We start from the raw sequence: 22,934 nt of genomic DNA, 5'->3' as shown, positions 1-22,934 counted from the left end.
TTTCTGCCAGTTGGAGGCTGTTAGTGCAGAAGTTATTCTTCTGACTACTAATAAAACCTCTTTGCTGATGAATCACTGCGTTTTAATACTTTAAGCAAAAGGATACAGATAAAAAAAACCACAACGCGAACGCTGTGGTTATAATTTATACCGAAGTACAGTCTATGCTTCTTCAGAAGTTTCTTCAGCTGCTGCTTCAACTTTCTTAGGCTCAGCTTTTGGAGCTGCCGGAGCTGGAGGTGCATCAGAAACAACGTCGAACTCGTAAGTATACTCAACATCACGGTGCAGTCTCACCTGAGCGGCGAATTTACCTGTTCTCTTAATGTTGTTACCAGGAATCTTGATGTATTTTCTGTCGATATCAACACCTGCCTTAGCCAATTCTTCAGCAAGGTTTGCATTGTTGATGGAACCGAAAAGTTTATCACCGGCACCTACTTTGGTAGCAATGGTAAGCTGAGTTTTCTTCAGCTGTTCAATTTTAGCTGTAGCATCGGCTACCAGTTTAGCTTCCTCTTCTTTTCTGGACTCAAGAGTCTCAGCAAGGGCTGCTTTGTTTTTTGGAGTTGCCAGAAGTGCATATCCTTTTGGTAAAAGGAAGTTTCTTGCATAACCCGGTTTCACACTTACAGTATCAAACTCAAGTCCTAAGTTCTCAACGTCCTGTTTTAGAATAATATCCATTGTTGTCCTTTGTATTTAAGTTAGGTGCAGTTGGCTGCAACCAACAATTGTTTTTTGTAATAATTATAGATCTGTCTTACTTAAGCATATCTGCTACGTAAGGCATAAGAGCCAGGTGTCTTGCTCTCTTGATTGCAGAAGAAACTTTTCTCTGGTACTTCAGTGAAGTTCCGGTGTATCTTCTTGGAAGGATTTTCCCCTGCTCGTTTACGAACTGAAGAAGGAAATCTGCATCTTTGTAATCAACATGCTTAATTCCGTATTTTTTAAATCTACAGTATTTTTTCTGAGATTTTGTATTGATATCAAGCGGGGTAAGGAATTTTACTTCTGATTCTCCTCCTGCTGAGGCTTGTTTAGCCATATCGTCTATTGCCATGTCCTGTAATTTTGAGGGTTAAAAATTAAGCTTTCGCAGTTTTCACTTTAGTTCTTCTTGTAACTGCATAATCGATAGCATGCTTATCCAGCTTAGTGGTAAGGAAACGGATTACTCTTTCGTCACGCTTAAACGCCAGTTCCAGATCAGCTACTACATCTCCTTCGCCTTTGAATTCAATTAAAGTATAAAATCCATTCTTTTTCAGTTGGATTGGATACGCCAGTTTCTTAAGTCCCCAATTTTCCTTGGCAACAATTTCGCAATTGCGTGAAGTCAGAAGATCTTCAAATTTTTTCACTGCTTCCTCCACCTGTGCGTCAGATAGAACGGGAGTTAAAATGAAAACAGTCTCGTAGTTGTTCATAATGTTAAAAATATTGTTAATTATTTCGAGGTGCAAAATTAGTTTATTTTATTGAATACACAAAGATTCATTATGTTTTTCTCTTTTTCCGCCGCATATTTTGTAAGTCAATGCCCGGATCGCTGTCCAGTTCCTGCAGGTAGGCGATTTTCAGGCTGTCATATAGTGATTTCCGGCTTACAAGCAATGAGATCAATGATGATACCATGCCTGCCAGCATAAGGTAAAAAATAAGCGAATGTCTGTCGGTCATTTCCAGCACCAGGATTGCGGATGTAAACGGAGCACGTGTTATACCGGTAAGAAAGGCTACCATGCCGGCCAGGATTACGACATTGGTCTCGTTGCTCTGCAAATCCATTATCCCCGAGAAGAACGCTCCGAAACTGGCGCCTGCACTTAGAGCCGGTGCAAATATCCCGCCCGCACCGCCTGAGGTAAAGGATAGCGCTGGTCCTATCATCCGCAGTATAGGTACATACCAGGCTTCAGATTTATTATCGGAGAACAATACCCTGTCCATAATACCTTTTCCGGAACCCAGGACTTCCCAGTTTACAAAGTAGGCGAGGGCTGCAATGATCCAGGCGCTGATGATAAGGAATATTATATTTTGAGTTGGCGTCTTCAGTTTCCGTTTCCACCTGTTGATACGCAGCATCACGACCGACAGGTTACTGCTCAGCAGGCCGCAGACCAGAGAGACCGCAATTACCGGAAAGATGATTGACACGGTTACTCCCGCGGTTTTCGGATAACCAAGGTAAAGATAGGAACCGGCCAGCCACTGTGCCGTGAGTCCGGCAATAATTACAGCGGTAAAGAGCGCGGTCTTAAAATATTTAAGATGGATTTTGGCGAGTTCTTCCACGGCAAAAACTATTCCGCCCATAGGCGTGTTGAAAGCCGCCGCAAGTCCGGCCGCCGCGCCGGTCATGATCATGTTTCGGATGGAAATCCGCGGCCACCAGTTAGGCAGCAGCTGGTTAACGAACCGGAAAACTGAGCCCGCAATCTGAATGGTGGGTCCCTCGCGGCCCACCGCGCCGCCACCAAGGACCAGCACCGTACTGGAAAGGACTTTAATTAATACAATTTTAAAGCTTAATAGAAACCTCAGCTTATGCCGCTGTCCCGGTGTGGCCAAATCTACTGCTGCCATCACTTGTGGGATGCCGCTGCCTTTGGCATAGGGTGCGTATTTCTGTACGAGCCACCAGGAAAGGACGAAGGCTGCAGGTGCCGCTGCAAATATGGACAGGGCATTCCATTTAAGCATTAACTGTAGGAGGTGTTCGGCCCATTCAAAAATTTTGGCGTACATCACTGCAGCCACACCGGTCAGAAATGAGGCTATCCAGAACGGAACCGCCTGAAGCATGCTTCTCTTCAACCGTTGGTTTTCAATATTGTCAAAAATATGTTTAAGCCGGACACGGCTGTACCGTATAAGTTTTTTGACCATAAAAGACCAGAATATTTTTAATAATTTGAACTGTTATCAGCAATAAAAATAGGTATAAAATACAAAAGGTTACCCGCAGTGACGTTTGGACGGGGAACATCTTCCGCCATTCATTAACAAAAAACCTCCGGGAAACCGGAGGCCTGTATCTCTAACTTTCTGAATTAAATTTCAGTGTTCAAATCCCAGTTCTGCAGGTAATCGTGAACATGTTTCAGGAACATTCCACCCAGCGAACCGTCTACTACGCGGTGGTCATAAGAATGAGACATAAACATAAGGCTTCTTATTGCTATTACGTCTCCGTCCTTGGTTTCAAGAACTGCAGGTTTTTTCACAATAGCTCCAACAGCAAGAATTGCCACCTGTGGTTGTGGAATAATAGGTGTTCCCATAAGGTTACCGAATCCGCCCACATTTGAAATCGTATAGGTGGCGCCCTGAGTGTCCTCCGGTCTCAGTTTTTTGTTTCTCGCGCGGTAAGCCAGGTCGTTGATGGCCTTGGCAAGTCCTGAAAGGGAAAGTTGGTCTGCATTCTTGATTACAGGTACAATAAGGTTACCGTCCGGCAGGGCAGTAGCCATACCGATATTGATGTTTTTCTTTTTGATGATTTTATCACCATCTACAGAAACGTTGATCAGCGGGAAATCCTGAATGGCTTTTACAATAGCTCTCACGAAAATCGGCATGTATGTCAGTTTTTCGCCCTCTCTTTTCTCAAAGATATCCTTATGCTTTGTTCTCCACTTCACGACATTGGTTACATCCGTTTCTATAAATGAAGTAACGTGCGGTGAAATTCTTTTGCTGTTCACCATAGCGTCCGCAATGATTTTGCGTACACGGTCCATTTGGATTACCTCGTCGCCGGCACCTACCGCTACAGGAACGGCAATTGGAGCCGCGGCTTTCTCGGGTGCTGCAGCCTTCGGAGTCTCGGCTTGCTGTGGTTGTGCAGAACTTCTGTTGGCAACATAAGCCAGGATATCCTCTTTTGTGATCCTGGACTCCAGGCCACTACCTTTTATTGATTTAAGTTCGCCTTCAGAAATATTCTCCTGCTGAGCAATACTTTTTACCAGAGGCGAAAGATAAAGGTCTCCCGAAAACTCGTGGGCAGATGCGGTTAAAGGTTTTTCCAGCTCCTTAACCTCCTGCTCCGTCAGTTCCGGAATTTCTGTTGCCACTTCCTCACGGGATTTAGGCTCCTGAGGTTGCTGAGCAGCCTCGCCGGCGCCGGAAACCTCCATAATTGCAATGGCTTCACCAATCTTGGCAACTTCATCCTTTTGCTTCAGAATCTTTACAATTTTCCCTGAAACCGGTGTCGGCACATCGGAGTCCACCTTATCCGTAGCGATTTCCACTACAGAATCATCTTCGTTTACAGTGTCTCCTTCATTGAACAACCAACTGATGATTGTAGCTTCCATCACGCCTTCGCCCATAGAGGGGAGTAACAACTTATATTCTGCCATCTTTCAAATTTAGATTTTTACAAATATATAAAATTATTCAAATATTTTAAGAAATCGGTAATTTCCTCTTAATGATATTCCACATAGATGCGTTCACCTACCTTCAGACCAAAGAGGGTTTTGGCGCCATTGCTGCTGTTTCCCTTATATATGGTTAGTTCAAGGAGGCCTGCACTGTTAAAGATAGCGGCTGGTTTCCCATGATATTCTGTCTCCTGATTCCAGTCTGTTACAATGTCTGTATAGCTCTTGTAGATCCGTGAGAGGGCAAGGTTCCTGAATTTTATGGTAAAGCTATCGTAACCTTTCATATTTTCGTCAAAGTAAGACCGGCTGATATTAGAGATGATATTTCCGAAGTTATCAATGTAAAGAACCTCGCCAAAAATAAGGTTGTCCGTGGTGCCGGCCTTAGGCAGCGACAGCTCTTTTGGCGTAAGATATTTTCGTCCGATGACTTCCGGCAGGCCACCGTTCTGGAGATGCACCGCTGCAGGAGCGAAAACATCAAGCGTAGTAAAGCTCACCACATCATCGAAGCGGGTATTGTACGTTATTTCATACACAGCCTCAGGCTGGATATCGGAAAAAATCAGACTCAGCACACCGTTGTCCGCGCCAATGAAATAGTGACCGTCTGCCCTGTAAATGATGCATTTCCGGTCTTTATGGAAAAAACTGTCCACGGAAATAATATGGATGCTGCCTTTGGGAAAAAAGGGATAGGCATTGCTCACCGTGTATGCCGTTTGCTGCAGGTTATAAGCCTGCATGTCGTGGGAGATGTCCACAATCCGTGCTTCAGGATTAAGGGAAAGAATTCTGCCTTTTATCGCAGCCACACGATAATCTGTATAGCCATAATCAGATGTTAATGTAATTAGGGACATTGGTTTGTACGGAAAATATCAGGTGAAGGGCAAATTTAGCCAAAAAATACCTAAAGAGGGTCCTATTGTTGCAATAATACGGTGGGATATAAAAAATAATTTTAAATTTAGATTCTTAACCATAATAACATATACTGAATGTTTGAACTGAACTATGAACTTGAAGGTATTGATGCAAAAATATTCTATGGGGTAAACAATCAATACTTTAACCTGATAAAATCAACCTTTCCCACACTTAAAATTACCGGCCGCGACCATCATATATTTGCCATGGGCAACCAGGAAGCGCTGGATGTTTTCCGCATGAAGCTGGATGATCTGGTGAATTTCATCTCGCAAAACCATTCCATTACCCTTAAGGATGTTGAGAATATACTCAATATTAAAGACGACAGTGAAAAACAACTTGTCTTTGACACTGACATTATAGTGAAGGGCGTAAACGGGAAGGTGATCAAGGCCAAAACCACCAACCTGAAAAAACTGGTACGCGAAAGCGAAAAGAAAGATATGATCTTCGCTATCGGTCCTGCCGGAACAGGGAAAACCTATACTTCGGTAGCACTGGCTGTTAGAGCACTGCGGGATAAGGAAGTGAAGAGGATTATCCTTACACGTCCGGCGGTGGAGGCCGGAGAAAGCCTGGGGTTTCTGCCCGGCGACCTTAAAGAAAAGCTGGATCCGTATCTGCAGCCTTTGTACGATGCGCTTCGGGATATGATTCCGCACGAAAAACTGGAGGGTTTTATAGAAAAACGGGTAATAGAAGTAGCTCCGCTGGCTTTTATGCGCGGACGCACGCTGGACGAAGCCTTTGTGATTTTGGATGAAGCACAGAACACAACACACTCGCAAATGAAAATGTTCCTTACTCGAATGGGAATGAATGCGAAATTCATCATTACAGGAGATCCAAGCCAGGTAGACTTGCCACTGCGTCAGAAATCAGGTCTTAAAGAGGCAATGCGTATTTTAAATGAAGTAAAGGAAATCGGTTTTGTGCATCTCACCGAAGAAGATGTGGTACGCCATCCGGTAGTGCGGAAGATCATCAATGCCTATACCACCGAAGAAAAGCGCGTGAAGGAAGAGTAATTTTCCGGTACGGTCATAAACCTTATATCCTGCGCATTATTTATTATATATTAACCCGGACAGCGGGAAAACAGTTCATATAACAAGCGGCAATTATTATATTTGCCCATCAATAATAAACAAAGGAGAAAATGAAAAAGCTATTATTATGCGCTGTTGTCGCGGTTTCGGCATCAGCTTTTGGGCAAAGAGCTCAAAAAGGGGATGTACAGTTAAATGCAGGTATTGCATTCCCACACCGCTATGCCGATAATGTAGGACTGTATGCGGGACTGGATTATGGAATTCACAATGACGTGACACTGGGTGTTGAAGCACGCTTTGGATCAAAAAATCATCATAATCACGGTGATGAGAGATGGTTTGGATTAGGTTTTAACGGTAATTACCACTTTAACCGTATTATGCAAATTCCTAACAACTGGGATTTCTATGCCGGCGCAACCGTAGGTTTCAATGCTTTTTCGCACGATCACAAGCATGACAATTACCCGGACTGGCACGAATCAGGACCTGGTGTCTCTGCTCAGGTTGGAGGCCGTTATTTTTTCAACAATAACTTTGGTCTGAATGCCGAGGCTAATGTAGGTAATGTGTTTAACGGGGGAAAATTCGGCATCACTTATAAATTCTGATAATTTAACACCAGAAATAAGACCATCCTGCTAAGGGTGGTTTTTTTTATTTATTTTTTAAAAAACAGTTGATATATCAATAATAGTTATAAATTTACCGCCGTTAAAAACAAACTAAAAAACATGAAAAAATTATTATTTTTGGGTGCAATAGCACTTTGTGGTGCGGTAAGCGCTCAGGAAAATTCTATTAAGGCTAACCCTGCTGCACTTTTGGGTGGTTCTGACCTTGTAACTTACGAAAGAAAACTTTCTGATAACATTACCGGTGTTATTGGTGCGGGAATCGGTGGTTTCAAACTGGGAGGTTATAAGTACGAAAGTTTGGGTGGCGGTCTTCAGGGACGTTATTATTTTGATGAGGCCCTAACCGGATGGTACGGTGCTGTAGTAGGCGATTATATCACAGGTAAAGTGGAAATGAATTCAGCCGGTTTCGGATTTACCATGGAAGGAATGGAAATGGACGACAGCATGAATTCAGATACAGACTTCTCCGCATTTGGTGGCGGTCTTCGTGCCGGTTACCAATGGGTATTCGATTCCGGATTCACACTGGATCTTAACGGAGGTGCTTCCTATAAGTTCTACGATTATAAGAACGATACTACGGTAGATGGGGACAACAGCACTTCAGGTCTTAAAGGAAACGGAATCCTTCCGTCCGGATCTGTAGGTTTGGGATATACTTTCTAAGCTGATTCAGTTCAAAAAAGATCAAACCTGCTTCTCTGGAAGCGGGTTTTTTTTGTAATCTTTTAGAACCTGATGGATAGTAACGCAAAGTACAAATGCAAATTAATATACCTACTCACAGTCAATTCAATCATCGATCGAATTTTATCCTTAGTTTTGCAGCCTTTCTAAAAGTAAATCAAAATAATGAAGAAAATACTATTTCTGGGTGCAGTTGCACTTTTCGGAGTTGTAAAGGCTCAGAACACAAAATTTGGCATTAAGGGCGGATATTCCTTATCCACGCTGAAAAAGGAATCTGACCTGCCTACAAGTGAAAACGGTAAGTCCACTTTTTATATTGGAGCACTGGTTGAGCATAAAGTAAGTAATAAATTTGCCCTGCAGGGTGAGATTCTGTATTCACCTCTTTATGGCAGGTACTCTATGTCCGGCTTTTTTTCAGAGTTTTTCTATAATTATGAAACCGATATAAAACTGGAAACCCTGCAGATACCCCTCATGGCAAAATTTTATTTTTCTGAGAACATCGCTCTTGCAGGGGGTGTCAATTTGGGCTTTATTCTGTCGGCAGATGAGGAATGGACAGCTAAATACCTCACTGTAACAGATGAAATGAGTATCTCTTCAGGAAGTGACGATATGAGTGATGAGCTAGGCTCAGTTAATTTTGCACCTTTTATTGGAGCTGAATACAATTTGAGTAACGGACTTTTCTTCGACGCAAGATATAACATAGGCGTATCAAATCTTAATAACAGTGGATTAGAAGACGAATTATTGAAAGTTGGGTTTTTTCAGGCGGGCTTAGGATATAAATTCTAAAATCCGACCAAACTCCTAATATCTTAGAAATCCTTCATTAGAAACTTCCTGCTGGCTGCTTGCGCATATTAATACATTTTTTCACACTGCGCCAGCTGTACACACTGATATTTATCATATGCTCCAAGAGCGCACGGATGCGCAGTATTACGTAGTTTTGCAACCGTTTTTAATAATAAATGAAGAACATGAAAAAGGTATTATTAGTAGGTGCAGTAGCACTTTTCGGAGCTGTAAACGCTCAGATGGAAACTTCTGTTGAAGGTTTTGTAAAAGGTGACACATTCATCACCGGTGCAATTGGTTACACATCTGCCAAGCAGAACAATTTCGAAGAGAGCGCTTTCACTGTAGCTCCAAGTGTAGGTTATTTCGTAAGCCCTAACATTGCCGTAGGTGCAAGAGTGGGTTACACTAACGGAAAAACTGAAGACACTTTTGCTTCTGTTACAGTTAACGAGGAAGTAGAAACAGCTAATGCAGGTCTTTTCGGTAGATATTATACAACTCCTGCGTCAAGATTCTCTCTTTTTGGCGAACTTAACGTAAACTATTCCGCTGCAAAATACACGGAGAACAACGGAGTTACTTCTATGGCTGCAAAGTACAACGGTTTCAATTTCGGTATCGCTCCTGGTGTTAACTATTTCATCAACAAAAACTTCGCTCTTGAAGCTGCTGTAGGTGTACTTAGCTACTCAACTATGAAAGAAGATGTAGCTGGTGCTGAGGCTGTAGATACGTTCAACTTCGGTCTTAACTTCACTGATGTAACATTAGGATTGGTTTACAAATTCTAATCTGTAATATTTTCAAAAAAGCAATCCTGGGTCATCTGATCCGGGATTTTTGTTATCCCCTGCTTTTATGGGAAGATTAATTTCAGTACTCAAATTGTGGGTGAAACATGTTTTGAACTATATTTGCGCACTTAAAAAAAATAATCATGAAAAAAGTATTTTTAGCAGCTGCCCTGGCATTATTCGCGGCAACTGATGCACAGACACGTTTTGGCCTGAAAGCAGGTTATTCCAATTCTGTTCTGAACTCTTCTGACGAAGCACAGCTGGAAGGTATCGGCATGGACAAGAAAGGGAAATCCGGATTTTATGCAGGTGCATTTGGTGAATATCAGCTTACTGAAAAGTTTGCACTTCAGGGTGAACTTCAATATGCGAAACTGGGTGGCAACTATAGCGGAAGTTTTGCGCAGGATGGAATGAGTTTTACAATGGATATGGGTTTCAATTTAGACCAGATCATTGTTCCTGTATCTGCAAAATACTACGTAATTCCTGCTCTGGGTCTTACTGCAGGACCATATGCAGCTTTTACTGTGAGCAATAATGTAACCGTAGACGCAAACAGTCCAAACCTTACGGCAGAAGAGAATTCAATGTTGAACTCACTTTTGGCCCAGTACGAAAATGAACTTACTAACGAATTTGACAGAAGCCTGGAAAAAACAAACTTCGGAATTCATATAGGTGCAGAGTATACCGTTTACCGTTCTCTTTTCCTAGACGCCAGATATAACATTGGTTTGTCCAATTTGGAGAAAGATACCGATACCGAAACAAAAATGAATTTCTTTCAGGTAGGACTGGGCTGGAAATTTTAACCTCGTATTACCTATCTAATATTTTATAACTAAGGCTGCTCGTTTGAGCAGCCTTTATTTTCTTATATGTAAAAACAGGTTTTTTACCTTCCGAACAGGTTACCGCCCATTCCCGGCATCTTAGGCATTCCCTTGCTCATCATCTCCATCATCTGCTTGCCCTGTGGCCCCTGCATCATCTTCATCATCTTGCCCATCTGCTCAAACTGCTTCATCAGAGCGTTTACATCTTCAATCTTCCTGCCGGCACCTTTGGCGATCCTGTTTTTCCTTTGAGTATTTATAATTGAAGGTCTCCTTCTTTCCTCAGGCGTCATGGAATGGATGATGGCTTCAATATGCTTGAAGGCGTCATCATTGATATCAACATCCTTGATGGCTTTTCCAACCCCGGGAATCATGCCCATAAGGTCCTTCATATTACCCATTTTCTTGATCTGACTGATCTGCTGAAGGAAATCATCAAAGCCAAATTCATTCTTGGCAATTTTCTTATGCAGCTTTTTAGCCTCTTCTTCATCAAACTGTTCCTGAGCTCTCTCCACCAGGGACACAACATCACCCATGCCCAGTATCCTGTCGGCCATCCTTTCGGGATAAAACAGGTCCAGCGCCTCCATCTTCTCACCAGTGGAAATGAATTTAATTGGCTTTTCAACCACAGAACGTATTGTAAGAGCTGCACCACCACGTGTATCTCCATCCAGTTTGGTAAGAACAACACCGTCAAAGTTCAGGGCCTCGTTAAAGGTCCTGGCCGTATTCACGGCATCCTGACCGGTCATGGAGTCTACCACGAAAAGCGTTTCGTCGGGCTTGATAAAATAGTGAACAGACTTGATCTCGTTCATCATCTGCTCATCAATAGCCAGACGGCCGGCGGTATCCACAATTACTACATCATGGTTGTTTTCCTTAGCAAATTTGATTGCGTTTTCCGCAATGGAAGAGGGATTTACAGATCCTTCTTCAGTATATACAGGCACCTGAATCTGCCCGCCCAGAACTTTCAGCTGCTCAATAGCTGCAGGTCTGTATACGTCGCATGCAACCAATAAAGGTTTTTTGCTTTTCTTTTGTTTCAGGTAATGTGCCAGTTTTCCGGAGAAGGTCGTTTTCCCGGAACCCTGCAAACCGGCAATAAGAATGACACTTGGCTTACCGGACAGGTTAATTCCTGCGTGCGTGCTTCCCATAAGTTCTACCAGCTCGTCATGAACGATCTTGGTCATGAGTTGTCCCGGCGTAAGCGAAGTAAGGACATTCTGGCCCAAAGCTTTATCCTGCACACGTTTCGTTAGGTCCTTGGCAACTTTAAAGTTAACATCGGCATCAACAAGTGCTCTCCGGATCTCCTTTACGGTTTCAGCTACATTAATCTCTGTAATCTTACCCCGCCCGGAAATGTTGTGAAGTGCCTTGTCTAATTTATCCTGTAAACTGTTGAACATTGTTATTTATTTAAGATGCGCAAAAATACAGAAATTTGATGATATTTAAAATTGAAATTCCCCGCACGGTCAATTATGAGTACTTTTGCAAAAATTTATGATGAACTCCGAAGATCCGGACCTGCATAAGAAGGAGATCAGCGGTGGTAAACACCTGCTGAATACAGGTTTCCGTCAGTACGGTATCTATTCCGGTATCGTTTTCCAGATGCTCGCTACCATGGGACTGGGTTTTTGGGGCGGTAAAAAGATCAATGACTTGCTGGAGGTAAGCAGTAACCTGTTAACCGTCGGAATCGGGTTCCTGGCTATGGCACTTGCGCTCTATAATCTAATAACTCAGCTAAACAAAATTCAGAAAAATGAAAATAAACAGTAATACACTTTACATTGTACTGTATTTCCTGATGTTCACCGTCCATTTTGGCGTTTTTCAGTGGCTGCAAAAAGGGCACGAAGCCATCTTTATCCGCTATTATATGTTCCTGACACTGCTTTTTGTTATGGTGATCACCGTACTGAGCATCATGAAAAGGATGTATCCGACATATATCGGATTTGGATTCCTGGGCATGGTAATGGTGAAGATGACTGGGCTTTTCCTGGTAATGAATCAGCTGGATCTCAGTTCGGTACCCAATTATAAACTCCACTTTGCAACTCCCTACCTGCTGACTCTGGTTCTGGAAACATTGTATGCAGTAAAACTCATAAAAGATGTAGATCACGGAGCAAGTTCAAAAGATGAAAAAAATCAGTAGTCTGCTTTTTTGTATTCTGATTATTTATCCTATTTTTGCACAACTTTAAAAAGATATATGTAATGCTTAAAAGAGTTATCCTTTTAGTTGGTTTTTTATCTGTATTTTCCCTTTCGCCGGCACAGCATGATGCTGCAGCCATGGAGGCGCACCCAACAACTGAAGTAGTAGGTGAAGTTTCGGCTGCAGAGCAGGAAAAGATAGAAAATCAGGAGTTTATTCAACATCACGTAAAGGATGCTCACAGCTTCGATATCATGGTTACCAAAGACGGCCGTCATATTGGTTTTCCGTTACCGGTAATTTTCTACGATCAGGACAACGGACTTCATGCCATGATGAGTTCTGCCTTTCATCACGGCGAAACTGTAGTTGAGAGTAAGGGAAGCCATTACAAGCTGTACCACGGTAAAATTTATAAGACGGACGCTGCGGGAACAATAACTTATGACAATCACGGTCACGCAACCAACGCCAAGATGCTGGATCTTTCCATTACCAAAAGTGTTCTGGCCATCATTTTCGTTTCTCTGCTGATGATTTTGCTGTTTACATCAATAGCGCGTGGGTACAAAAACTCTTTGGTTCCTACAGGTGCAGCGCGCCTTTTTGAGCCTGTGATTGTATTCATCAGAGATGATATAGCCAAGCCTAACATCGGATCTAAGTATAAGAAGTATATGCCTTATCTGCTGACGGTATTCTTCTTTATCCTTTTCCTGAATATCTTAGGTTTGATGCCTTTCGGTATCAACGTTACGGGTAACCTTGCTATTACTGCGGCCCTGGCTATCATCACCTTCCTTCTTACACAGTTTACAGCCAACAGAAATTACTGGCAGCACATTTTCTGGATGCCGGGACTGCCATGGCCTATGAAGATCGTTATGATGCCGATTGAAGTGATCGGAATGTTCATTAAACCGTTCGCACTGCTTATCCGTCTCTTCGCAAATATGACTGCGGGTCACATTGTAGTAATGTCGCTTATTGCTATGATTTATGTGTTCAAGAACATCATCGGAGGTATCGCATTTCCTTTCCTTACATTTGTACTTTATCTGCTGGAAATCCTGGTAGCTTTCCTTCAGGCATATATCTTCGCAATGCTTTCTGCAGTATACTTCGGAATGGCAAATGAGGAGCACCACCATGAGGAAGCTCACTAAAAAGGAGAAAAGGTAAAAGTAAAAAAGGCAAAAGAGCCAAGTGGAAAGGGGAGACCTGGAACACACATTTATACAAAACTAATTTTTTAAATTATATATTATGGAAATCCCTAAGTTAGTAGGAGCAGGTTTAGTAGTAATTGGAGCAGGTCTTGGTATCGGTAAAATCGGTGCTGCTGCTTTGGAAGGTATGGCTCGTCAGCCAGAGCAGGCAGGTAAACTGCAAACTGCGATGCTTATTGCTGCTGCACTTGTAGAAGGTCTTGCATTTGCTGCATTGTTCGCAGTAAACTAAGAAATCTCAATTCACTTGCCGGGAACGGTTGGTTACGGCAAGTGAATTTTTTTTAAAAAATTAGAAAAAGAATTAAGAACAATATTTTATTATAACTCGTATGGGATTATTAGAAGACTTTTCATCAGGTTTATTTATCATTCAGTCGGTGATCTTTTTAATTGTGCTTTTGGTACTTCGCAAGTTTGCCTGGAAGCCCATTATGGACGCTGTGAATGAAAGAGAAGTTACTATTGTAGATTCTCTGAACCAGGCTAAACTGGCAAAAGAGGAAGTTCAGAACCTTAAAGCTGAAAACGAAATGATCATCCGCGAAGCTAAAATTGAGCGTGATAACATCCTGAAAGAAGCCAGAGAAATAAAGGAGAGAATCGTTGCTGAGGCTAAGGATATCGCCAAAACTGAAGGTGACAAGATGATTGAGCAGGCACGTCAGTCTATCCAGGCTGAAAAAGCAGCTGCGATGTCGGATATCAAGAACCAAATTGGTGTTCTTTCTGTTAATATCGCTGAATCGATCCTGCAGGATAAACTAAGCACAGAAGGTGCACATAATGCTCTTGTTGAAAATTACCTGAACAAATCTAACCTGAACTAAGATGCTTACAAGTAAAGTAGCAAAACGTTACGCACAGGGACTGCTCAATTTTACGCAGGAAGCTGGCACCACGGATTCAGTATACGCGGAAATGAGCGACCTTGCCAAGACTGTTGCCGGATCCAGGGAACTACAGAACTTTTTCGCTTCTCCGGTTATTGAAGGCAAAAAGAAAATCAGCATTGCATTGGAGATCTTCAAGGATTTTTCTCCTGTAACCCAAAGCCTTCTTCAGCTGATCATCAAGCAGGGACGTGAGCAGCATATGCAAAGTATCGCTCAGGAATTCATTAACAAAGTTGATGAAATAAACGGTGTACAGCGTGTTACACTTACTACAGCGGCTCAGCTTTCCGAAGAGAATATCAGCAAGGTACTTAAATCGTCCTCACTGCTTAATCACGACAATAAGTTTGAAATCAGCACAGTGATCGATCCTTCACTTTTGGGTGGATATATCCTTCGGGTTGGCGATCAGCAGATTGATGCATCGGTAAGGTCCAAACTGGGCAAACTCAGAAAAGAATTTCAATTAAATTAAGACAAAAACAACCATAAAATGGCAGAAATAAATCCGGCAGAAGTATCAGCGATACTGAAGCAGCAGTTAGCAAATTTCAACACACAGAGTAATGTGGAAGAAGTGGGTACCGTACTTCAGATTGGTGACGGTATCGCCCGTGTATACGGTTTGGAAAATGTGCAGTATGGAGAATTGGTTAAATTTTCTTCAGGGCTGGAGGGTATCGTACTGAACCTGGAAGAAGATAATGTTGGTGTTGCACTTCTTGGTGAATCCAAGATGGTAAAGGAAGGTGATACTGTAAACCGTACCAACCGTATCTCATCTATTAACGTAGGTGACGGTATGTTGGGCAGGGTAGTAGACACTCTGGGTAACCCAATTGACGGTAAAGGACCTATTGCCGGTGACCTTTATGAGATGCCTTTGGAAAGAAAAGCACCTGGTGTAATCTTCAGACAGCCTGTAAATGAGCCTCTGCAGACAGGTATTGTTGCGATTGACTCCATGATTCCAATCGGAAGAGGTCAGCGTGAACTTATTATTGGTGACCGTCAGACGGGTAAGACTACTGTTGCGATTGACACCATTTTGAACCAGAAAGAATTTTACGACGCAGGTGAGCCTGTTTACTGTATTTACGTTGCTGTAGGTCAGAAAGGTTCTACCGTTGCTCAGATCGTAAAAACATTGGAAGATAAAGGAGCTATGGCTTATACAGTGATTGTTGCAGCCAACGCATCCGACCCAACTCCAATGCAGGTATATGCCCCAATGGCCGGAGCATCTATCGGTGAGTTCTTCCGTGATACCGGAAGACCTGCACTTATCATTTATGATGACCTGTCCAAGCAGGCGGTTGCTTACCGTGAGCTTTCCCTTCTTCTTAGAAGACCACCGGGCCGTGAAGCATATCCTGGAGACGTTTTCTATCTTCACTCCAGACTTCTGGAAAGAGCTGCGAAAGTGATCAAGGATGACACCATCGCCGCGCAGATGAACGACCTTCCGGAATCCCTGAAGCCTATGGTGAAAGGTGGCGGTTCGCTTACTGCACTTCCGATTATTGAAACTCAGGCAGGTGACGTTTCTGCCTATATCCCGACCAACGTAATTTCCATTACTGACGGTCAGATTTTCCTTGAAACCGACCTTTTCAACTCCGGTGTACGTCCTGCAATTAACGTAGGTATCTCTGTATCAAGGGTTGGTGGTAACGCTCAGATCAAGTCCATGAAGAAGGTATCCGGTACTCTTAAGCTGGACCAGGCGCAGTATAAGGAACTTGAAGCGTTTGCAAAATTCGGTTCCGACCTGGATGCGGCTACGATGAGTGTTATTTCCAAGGGTGAAAGAAACGTAGAGATCCTTAAGCAACCTGTAAATTCACCGCTTCCTGTAGAAAATCAGGTAGCAATGGTATACGCCGGAACAGAAAACCTGCTCAGAAGTGTGCCTGCAGACAAAGTGAAAGCGTTCATGAAGGAATATACCGATTTCCTTAGAACAAAGCACCCTGAAACTATGGCGGCCATTAAAGCCGGTAAGATTGACGGTTCGGTTACAGATGTACTGAAAAGTGCTGCTGCAGATCTTGTTGGAAAATATAATTAATATTCAAAAGTACCTGGTCTGCGGTTATTGAAGCTGCAGATCAGGATTCTAAAATTGAGTTTATAAAAGAATGGCAAACTTAAAGGAAATACGCGGCCGGATTACTTCAATCGGTTCTACGATGCAGATTACCAGCGCAATGAAAATGGTTGCTGCTGCTAAGCTGAAAAAAGCCCAGGACGCTATTGTAATGCTGAGACCTTATTCCGAGAAGCTTACTGAGCTCATAGAGAATGTAAGTGCTGGTACGGAGCTGGAAGAGGTGTCTACCTTCACGGCGGAACGCGAAGTAAAAAGAGCGCTCTATATTGTAGTGACTTCCAACAGAGGTCTGGCCGGAGCATTCAACTCGTCCGTAACCAAGGAACTGAATGTACTGCTTGGAAATGTGGATCATGAGGTGGAAATCCTTACAGTAGGTAAAAAAGCGTTCGACGCAGTTCGCAGAAGCCGCACCGTATACGGAAACCACAGTTCTGTTTATGATCAGTTAAGTTTCGATGTTGTAGCCAGTTTTACCGAGCAGGTAATGAAGGACTATTCCGAAGGCAAATTTGATAAAGTATTTGTTATCTATAATAAATTCATCAATGCAGCAACTCAGGAGGTGCGTACCGAGCAGGTTTTACCTATTGCTTTGCCGGAGAAAAGTTCAGATGTAAACACTGATTATATCTTTGAACCAAGCGCAAGAGAAATTCTGGAAGGTCTTATTCCTAAGTCCATCAAAACTCAGGTTTATAAAGCCATCCTTGATTCTGTCGCAGCTGAACATGGTGCACGTATGACAGCTATGCACAAAGCTACAGACAACGCGCAGGCGCTTAAGAATGATTTGGTGATTACCTATAACAAAGCCCGTCAGGCTGCAATTACGAATGAAATCCTTGAGATCGTATCGGGTGCCGAGGCACTGAAAGCCAAATAGGAATTCAACTCAAATATATAATAACCGCTTCATCACTGAGGCGGTTTTTGTTTTTTTAAACGCTTCATGGATTGACGACGGCACAACTGAGTCTTCATGCTTTGACTTAGTTTTCACAGTTTAAATTTGTAAAATTTACCTACCTTTGCAGTCATAACTTTATTTTTCTAAATGGATTCGGACATAATCAAGCTGCTCCTGGCTTTGTTCTTAGTATTATTGAATGGCTTTTTTGTAGCAGCAGAATTCTCAATTGTTAAAGTTCGTTACTCACAGATCCAAATTAAAGCTGCCGAGGGCAACTCCATGGCAAAACAGGCTGAATTCATCATAAAACGTCTGGATGAATATCTCTCTGCAACACAACTCGGAATTACTCTTGCCTCACTTGCCTTAGGTTGGGTGGGCGAGAGCGCTATGCATCACATTATTGAAAAAATGTTCCTCTATTTTGAGGTTGTGGCCGATCAAACTACCATAACTACGGTATCCCTGGTTATCAGCTTCCTTATTATTACCGTGATGCACATTGTCTTTGGTGAACTCATCCCGAAATCGATAGCCATCCGCAAAGCTGAAGCGACTACCATGGCGATTGCCGTGCCGCTTCGTGTGTTCTACACCGTTTTCAAACCATTTATCTGGACCATGAATCAGATGTCCAATGCGGTCCTGCGGTTAATGAAAATCCATCCTGCTTCCGAACATGAAATCCATTCTACGGAAGAGCTTCAACTGTTGGTGAAGCAGTCGGCTGATTCCGGTGAGATTCAGGAGGAGAACTACGAGATTATCAAGAATGCTTTTGACTTTACGGATCATTCGGCAAAGCAGATCATGGTTCCGCGTCAGAATATTCTCTCAATTGATATTGAAGATCCGATTGACGAGGTCATTAACCAGATTATGGACAGTGGCTATTCAAGAATACCTGTCTATAAAGACTCCATAGATAATGTGATCGGTATTTTCTATACAAAGGAAATTATCCGGGAATATGTGAGAAGCAAGGGTGCTATTACACACCAGGATCTGGAGCGTTTGATGCGCGAAGCTTTTTTTGTGGTTGGCAGCAAGAAGATCTCTGACCTGATGAAGATTTTTCAGCAGAAAAAGCAGCATTTAGCTGTAGTAATTGATGAATTTGGAGGCACAGAAGGTATTATCACTCTGGAAGATATTCTTGAAGAACTTGTAGGCGAAATACAGGATGAAGAGGACGATGAGGAAAAAGTAGTGGACCAGGTGGGCGAAAACACCTACTGGGTACAGGCTACCCAGCCGCTGGACGAAATTAATGAATTCCTTCCGAAGAAGTTTCCGCTTTCCGAAGAGGGTGAATTTAATACGCTGGCCGGATATATACTGCATGAACTGGAGGATATTCCGGAGGAAAATCAGGAGTTTGAGATGAACAGCTATCACTTCAAAATATTGAAGATGAATAATAAAAGTGTTGAGATGGTGGAACTGGTATACGATGAAAAAAATGTACTGGATGAACTTTCTGAAGAATTTAGCGAATTATAAACGCAAAAATCATGTTGAAGACCATACAACCCCCGTTAAATTATGAAAACCCGCAGCGCCAGTACGACGAAGATGTGTTACTGCTGGAAAAGGAAGACGAAGTAAATAAACTTATCCTCTGGAATGATGATTTCAATACTTTTGATTTCGTAATAGAGTCCCTGATTACTGTATGTAAACATACTGCGGAACAAGCTCAGCAATGTACCATTCTTGTACATTACAAAGGCAAATGTACTGTAAAAACCGGCTCCATGGATTTGCTTAAACCCATGCATGAACAGCTTACCGAGCGTGGCCTGACAAGCGAGATCGTCTGAAAGATCATAACGTCACTATCGACAGAACAGATCGGTTTTGCCTCATTCTTCATCAGATTTTGTCGAATTTTGAATTCTCAATATATAACTAAACCTAAAGAGCAATAATGGAACAGAATATTTTAGACTGTGTAATCATCGGATCAGGACCTTCAGGCTTTACAGCTGCCATCTATGCCGCACGTGCCGACCTGAAGCCCGAGCTTTTTACCGGTCTGGAGCCGGGCGGACAGCTTACCACCACAACCGAGGTCGATAACTTCCCGGGATATGCGGACGGTGTTACGGGTCCGCAGATGATGATGGATTTGCAGAAGCAGGCTGAGAGGTTTGATACCAAGGTTCATTATGAACTGATTACAAAGGTTGAATTTGCCACACAAGTTGGGGGTGTTCATAAACTATGGGCCGGCAACCGGGAAATCTGGGCAAAAACGGTGATCATCTCTACGGGAGCCACTGCTAAATATTTGGGACTGGACGATGAGAAAAAATACGCCGGCGGCGGCGTTTCGGCATGTGCCACCTGCGACGGATTCTTTTACAAAGGGAAAGACGTAATAGTGGTAGGCGCCGGAGACACGGCAGCTGAAGAAGCAACTTATCTTGCAAAACTTACCAATAAAGTTACCATGCTGGTACGAAAGGATACCTTCCGTGCTTCTAAGGCAATGGTGCACCGTGTGGAAAACACACCTAATATCGAAGTGAAATTCAACCATGAACTGATTGGCATAGAAGGTGAGAATTCCCTTGTCGAAAGAGCTGTGGTCATTAACAATATCACTCAGGAAACTTCAAAAATTGATGTTCACGGCATTTTTATAGCCATTGGTCACAAACCGAATACGGACATTTTCTCCGGACAAATCACTCTGGACGAAAACGGTTATATCAAAACGGTCCCCGGTTCCACACATACCAATCTGCCCGGTGTTTTTGCGGCGGGCGATGTTCAGGACCACATTTACAGACAGGCAATCACAGCGGCGGGCAGCGGCTGTATGGCGGCAATGGATGCCGAAAAGTATCTCGCAGAATTACATTAGCAGCTAACACATAGGACAGGATTATGTTGAAATCTCTCCTGATCATATTTTTAGGCGGAGGAGCAGGCAGCGTACTCCGCTTTCTTATTTCAAAAAGTACGCAATCGCTCTGGAATTTGGGCGGTTTTCCGATGGGAACCTTGACGGTAAACATGCTGGGATGCCTGCTTATTGGAATTTTCTCATCCGCAATTCCCAAAGAGCACAACGAGCTCAGATTATTGCTTATCGCCGGTTTTTGCGGAGGCTTTACTACCTTTTCAGCATTTTCCTTAGAAAACCTGGCACTGTGGCAGAATCAGAACTATTTAATGCTTACACTTTACACAACAGCCAGCATCCTGTTGGGAATGCTGGCTGTTTGGTTGGGATCGCAGTTTCAGCTTTAAAACTATGCGGATTTATCTTATAATATTTTTATTTTTCGGGCGAAACTTCTCTTTTCCGCTGATGAGCTCAAAAAAAAGTTGAAAATCACTGATCAGCGTCCTTATGGGTGCTGAAATTCCTGTGGGTTTATTCTGCTCAAAAACATGCCCGAATGCCGGTAGGCCCAGCAGGGTGAGTGGCAAATACCATAGGAACCTTTCCTGTCCGGAGTATATAATGTATATAAGTATCCACAAGGTGAAAAATATACCCAAAAAATGAAATACCCGGGTCATTGGTTTTTGATGTTGACTCAAATAGTATTCATAAAACTCACCGTAAGTCATCTTCTGCTTTTCCATAATATTTGTTCTTTAGATGCAGCAGCTACCGGCGGTGAAATTATCAGTTCAGATCACCATTCAGGTCACGCTGCAGTTTGCTGTTTTTCATGCCGTACATGAAGTAAATAATAAGTCCCACTGCAAACCAAAGACCAAACCAGAACCAGTTATTGTGCGTCATTCCTGTCAGTAGATATAAACAGCACGTAAGTCCAAGTAAGGGAAACAGGCTTAGGTTACGGGTAAACGAAAAATATACCAGGACAAAGTTGATAATAAGATAAATAGTTACCGAAATCCGGAATTCGCCTTCCACAGGGTCACTCCATTTCAGCAAATTGGCGAAGAAATCCGGTTGCCAGTAATAGAACCCCGCCAGACTTACAAGAAAGAGAACAGGAAAAATATATTTCGAATTCACATAGGGCATGTGGAAACGACCCTGTAATTTTTCTTTTCGGGGCATGAGCAAAATTCCGCCGTTTACCAAAACGAAGGCGAATATGGTTCCTATACTTGTGAAATCCAGGATAAACGACTTATCCGTAAAAAGGATGGGCAATCCCACAGCGATTCCGGTAATTATGGTGGCGAAACCGGGTGTTCTGTATTTTTCGTGGATGCTGGAGAACTTCTTCGGCAGCAGGCCATCGCGGCTCATGGCATACCAGATCCTGGGCTGACCCATCTGGAATACCAGAAGTACAGATGTAATGGCGATGATAGCGGTCACGGAAACAATATACTCCATCCACGGCAGGTTTCCGTTTTCCGGAGAGAAAATAAAGGACAGTGGGTCGCCTACACCTTCAAATTTGCGGTAATCTACAAATCCTGTTAAGATTAAAGTTAGTGCAATATAAATCAGTGTGCTTACGACCAGTGAGATAATCATCCCGCGGGGCAAATTCTTTTGCGGATTTTTGGTTTCTTCGGATAGCACACTCAATGCATCAAAGCCGATATAGGCAAAGAAAACGCCGGACACGGCAGCCATTACACCTGAAAAACCGTTAGGCATAAAGCTGCTGGTACCATCTTCACCCACGGGTGACCAGTTATCGGAATCAATATAAAAAACGCCTACGCAGATAATAAGGATGATAACCGCAATCTTCAGAATGACCAGCATATTGTTGAAGTTCTTGCTTTCTTTCACGCCGATGTAAACCAGAGCGGTAATACAGATATTGATAAGAATTGCCGGAATATCTACGATGAATTTCCAGCCGGCCACCATAGGAGCGCTGACCCAGGCATTAATCAGATTCTTATTCTCGGAACCGTTTTCAAAAGCTTTCCTGGCTTCCGGATAACTGGTAGAAAGATAATCGGGCACGATGAATCCGAGCCTTTCCAGAAATCCTGTAAAATAATCACTCCACGAGAAAGCAACGTATATATTTCCGAAAGAATATTCCATAATAAGCGCCCAGCCAATGATCCAGGCCATCAGTTCACCAAAACTGGCGTAAGCATAGGTATAGGCCGAGCCTGCTACGGGAATCCTGCTGGCGAATTCGGCATAGGAAAGTGCTGTAAAGCCGCAGGCAATTCCACAGATCACGTAGAGGGAAATTACTCCCGGACCACCACGAAAGATGGCCTCTCCCAGGCTGCTGAAACTGCCCGCGCCGATGATGGCCGCAAGCCCGAAAAATACAATATCCCAAACACCGAGCACACGATTCAGACCTGTGGAATGATCGGCTTCGTTGTAGTGTTTTCTCCTGAAAAGTTGGTTCATAAGTTTATTTGATGAAAACAAATGTAATGAAATAACAGAAAAACCGCTTGCGGGAAGCGGTTTTTATTATAGCGAAATGATATTTAATAAAT

Annotated in this window: 27 protein-coding genes; 18 read left to right on the top strand and 9 right to left on the bottom strand. The window is 42.9% G+C overall.

The features are described from left to right. Window positions 1–162: 162 nt before the first annotated feature. The 6 genes from rplI to P0M11_RS09785 form a co-directional block, all read right to left on the bottom strand. Window positions 163–687: a 50S ribosomal protein L9 gene (gene rplI, locus P0M11_RS09810; protein ID WP_158064087.1), complete on the bottom strand. Its 525-nt coding sequence runs from the start codon at window positions 685–687 to the stop codon at window positions 163–165. 76 nt (window positions 688–763) lie between these two features. Then, complete coding sequence (gene rpsR, locus P0M11_RS09805; RefSeq protein ID WP_158064086.1) at window positions 764–1,066, bottom strand: 30S ribosomal protein S18; 303 nt, start codon at window positions 1,064–1,066, stop codon at window positions 764–766. Window positions 1,067–1,091: 25 nt separating this feature from the next. Continuing rightward, window positions 1,092–1,433 carry a 30S ribosomal protein S6 gene (gene rpsF, locus P0M11_RS09800; RefSeq protein WP_158064085.1) on the bottom strand — a complete coding sequence of 114 codons (342 nt, stop codon included), beginning with the start codon at window positions 1,431–1,433 and terminating at the stop codon, window positions 1,092–1,094. A gap of 70 nt (window positions 1,434–1,503) precedes the next feature. After that, the gene (locus P0M11_RS09795; RefSeq protein ID WP_275625502.1) at window positions 1,504–2,898 is read right to left on the bottom strand and encodes a chloride channel protein; all 1,395 of its coding nucleotides are present in this window, start codon (window positions 2,896–2,898) and stop codon (window positions 1,504–1,506) included. A gap of 164 nt (window positions 2,899–3,062) precedes the next feature. Next, window positions 3,063–4,379 (bottom strand): dihydrolipoamide acetyltransferase family protein, encoded by a 1,317-nt coding sequence (locus P0M11_RS09790; RefSeq protein WP_275625501.1) that lies wholly within the window; start codon window positions 4,377–4,379, stop codon window positions 3,063–3,065. A gap of 68 nt (window positions 4,380–4,447) precedes the next feature. Next, complete coding sequence (locus tag P0M11_RS09785; RefSeq protein ID WP_275625500.1) at window positions 4,448–5,269, bottom strand: SAM-dependent chlorinase/fluorinase; 822 nt, start codon at window positions 5,267–5,269, stop codon at window positions 4,448–4,450. Between the two features lie 138 nt (window positions 5,270–5,407). On the opposite strand from P0M11_RS09785, the gene P0M11_RS09780 reads away from it, so the two are divergent. From P0M11_RS09780 to P0M11_RS09755, 6 genes are all read left to right on the top strand, one after another. Then, entirely contained in the window at window positions 5,408–6,367 is a 960-nt protein-coding gene (locus P0M11_RS09780; RefSeq protein ID WP_275625499.1) for a PhoH family protein, read from the top strand. 131 nt (window positions 6,368–6,498) lie between these two features. Next, on the top strand, window positions 6,499–7,002 hold the full coding sequence (locus P0M11_RS09775; protein ID WP_275625498.1) for an outer membrane beta-barrel protein: 504 nt from the start codon (window positions 6,499–6,501) through the stop codon (window positions 7,000–7,002). Window positions 7,003–7,125: 123 nt separating this feature from the next. Continuing rightward, window positions 7,126–7,698 carry a DUF3575 domain-containing protein gene (locus tag P0M11_RS09770; protein ID WP_158064079.1) on the top strand — a complete coding sequence of 191 codons (573 nt, stop codon included), beginning with the start codon at window positions 7,126–7,128 and terminating at the stop codon, window positions 7,696–7,698. Window positions 7,699–7,884: 186 nt separating this feature from the next. Further along, window positions 7,885–8,523 (top strand): porin family protein, encoded by a 639-nt coding sequence (locus P0M11_RS09765; RefSeq protein WP_275625497.1) that lies wholly within the window; start codon window positions 7,885–7,887, stop codon window positions 8,521–8,523. 188 nt (window positions 8,524–8,711) lie between these two features. Further along, window positions 8,712–9,323, top strand: coding sequence for an outer membrane beta-barrel protein (locus P0M11_RS09760; protein ID WP_187695273.1), 612 nt, complete (start codon window positions 8,712–8,714; stop codon window positions 9,321–9,323). A gap of 146 nt (window positions 9,324–9,469) precedes the next feature. Continuing rightward, window positions 9,470–10,144, top strand: a complete 675-nt coding sequence (locus P0M11_RS09755; protein ID WP_275625496.1) for a porin family protein — start codon at window positions 9,470–9,472, stop codon at window positions 10,142–10,144. Between the two features lie 83 nt (window positions 10,145–10,227). Here the strand turns inward: P0M11_RS09755 and ffh are convergent, their stop codons facing one another. Further along, window positions 10,228–11,595 (bottom strand): signal recognition particle protein, encoded by a 1,368-nt coding sequence (gene ffh, locus P0M11_RS09750; RefSeq protein ID WP_275625495.1) that lies wholly within the window; start codon window positions 11,593–11,595, stop codon window positions 10,228–10,230. A gap of 97 nt (window positions 11,596–11,692) precedes the next feature. On the opposite strand from ffh, the gene P0M11_RS09745 reads away from it, so the two are divergent. The 12 genes from P0M11_RS09745 (at window position 11,693) to crcB (ending at window position 20,771) form a co-directional block, all read left to right on the top strand. After that, window positions 11,693–11,974, top strand: coding sequence for an AtpZ/AtpI family protein (locus P0M11_RS09745; protein WP_275625494.1), 282 nt, complete (start codon window positions 11,693–11,695; stop codon window positions 11,972–11,974). After that, window positions 11,958–12,356, top strand: coding sequence for a hypothetical protein (locus P0M11_RS09740; RefSeq protein WP_275625493.1), 399 nt, complete (start codon window positions 11,958–11,960; stop codon window positions 12,354–12,356). Before P0M11_RS09745 ends, P0M11_RS09740 begins: the two co-directional genes overlap by 17 nt. A gap of 62 nt (window positions 12,357–12,418) precedes the next feature. After that, window positions 12,419–13,525, top strand: a complete 1,107-nt coding sequence (gene atpB, locus P0M11_RS09735; RefSeq protein WP_275625492.1) for a F0F1 ATP synthase subunit A — start codon at window positions 12,419–12,421, stop codon at window positions 13,523–13,525. A gap of 100 nt (window positions 13,526–13,625) precedes the next feature. After that, window positions 13,626–13,820, top strand: coding sequence for an ATP synthase F0 subunit C (gene atpE, locus P0M11_RS09730; RefSeq protein ID WP_012782425.1), 195 nt, complete (start codon window positions 13,626–13,628; stop codon window positions 13,818–13,820). 100 nt (window positions 13,821–13,920) lie between these two features. Then, on the top strand, window positions 13,921–14,418 hold the full coding sequence (gene atpF / locus P0M11_RS09725; RefSeq protein WP_275625491.1) for a F0F1 ATP synthase subunit B: 498 nt from the start codon (window positions 13,921–13,923) through the stop codon (window positions 14,416–14,418). A gap of 1 nt (window position 14,419) precedes the next feature. Then, window positions 14,420–14,959, top strand: coding sequence for an ATP synthase F1 subunit delta (atpH, locus tag P0M11_RS09720; protein ID WP_275625490.1), 540 nt, complete (start codon window positions 14,420–14,422; stop codon window positions 14,957–14,959). Between the two features lie 18 nt (window positions 14,960–14,977). Next, the gene (gene atpA, locus P0M11_RS09715; RefSeq protein ID WP_275625489.1) at window positions 14,978–16,555 is read left to right on the top strand and encodes a F0F1 ATP synthase subunit alpha; all 1,578 of its coding nucleotides are present in this window, start codon (window positions 14,978–14,980) and stop codon (window positions 16,553–16,555) included. 70 nt (window positions 16,556–16,625) lie between these two features. Next, entirely contained in the window at window positions 16,626–17,483 is an 858-nt protein-coding gene (gene atpG, locus P0M11_RS09710; RefSeq protein ID WP_275625488.1) for an ATP synthase F1 subunit gamma, read from the top strand. Window positions 17,484–17,654: 171 nt separating this feature from the next. Next, window positions 17,655–19,013 (top strand): hemolysin family protein, encoded by a 1,359-nt coding sequence (locus P0M11_RS09705; protein ID WP_275625487.1) that lies wholly within the window; start codon window positions 17,655–17,657, stop codon window positions 19,011–19,013. 11 nt (window positions 19,014–19,024) lie between these two features. Next, window positions 19,025–19,333, top strand: a complete 309-nt coding sequence (locus P0M11_RS09700) for an ATP-dependent Clp protease adaptor ClpS (RefSeq protein ID WP_275625486.1) — start codon at window positions 19,025–19,027, stop codon at window positions 19,331–19,333. A gap of 107 nt (window positions 19,334–19,440) precedes the next feature. Further along, window positions 19,441–20,382 (top strand): thioredoxin-disulfide reductase, encoded by a 942-nt coding sequence (gene trxB / locus P0M11_RS09695; protein WP_158064067.1) that lies wholly within the window; start codon window positions 19,441–19,443, stop codon window positions 20,380–20,382. 26 nt (window positions 20,383–20,408) lie between these two features. Next, the gene (gene crcB, locus P0M11_RS09690; RefSeq protein ID WP_275625727.1) at window positions 20,409–20,771 is read left to right on the top strand and encodes a fluoride efflux transporter CrcB; all 363 of its coding nucleotides are present in this window, start codon (window positions 20,409–20,411) and stop codon (window positions 20,769–20,771) included. A 12-nt stretch (window positions 20,772–20,783) separates the two neighbouring features. Here crcB and P0M11_RS09685 read toward each other — a convergent pair whose 3' ends face one another. Both P0M11_RS09685 and P0M11_RS09680 read right to left on the bottom strand, forming a co-directional pair. Next, on the bottom strand, window positions 20,784–21,113 hold the full coding sequence (locus P0M11_RS09685; protein WP_275625485.1) for a DUF962 domain-containing protein: 330 nt from the start codon (window positions 21,111–21,113) through the stop codon (window positions 20,784–20,786). Between the two features lie 43 nt (window positions 21,114–21,156). Further along, entirely contained in the window at window positions 21,157–22,842 is a 1,686-nt protein-coding gene (locus P0M11_RS09680) for an amino acid permease (protein WP_275625484.1), read from the bottom strand. Window positions 22,843–22,934 lie beyond the last annotated feature (92 nt).

It is taken from the genome of Kaistella sp. PBT33-4 (assembly GCF_029194425.1).
Classification (GTDB): domain Bacteria; phylum Bacteroidota; class Bacteroidia; order Flavobacteriales; family Weeksellaceae; genus Marnyiella.
This window is presented reverse-complemented; position numbering and strand designations above follow the sequence as displayed.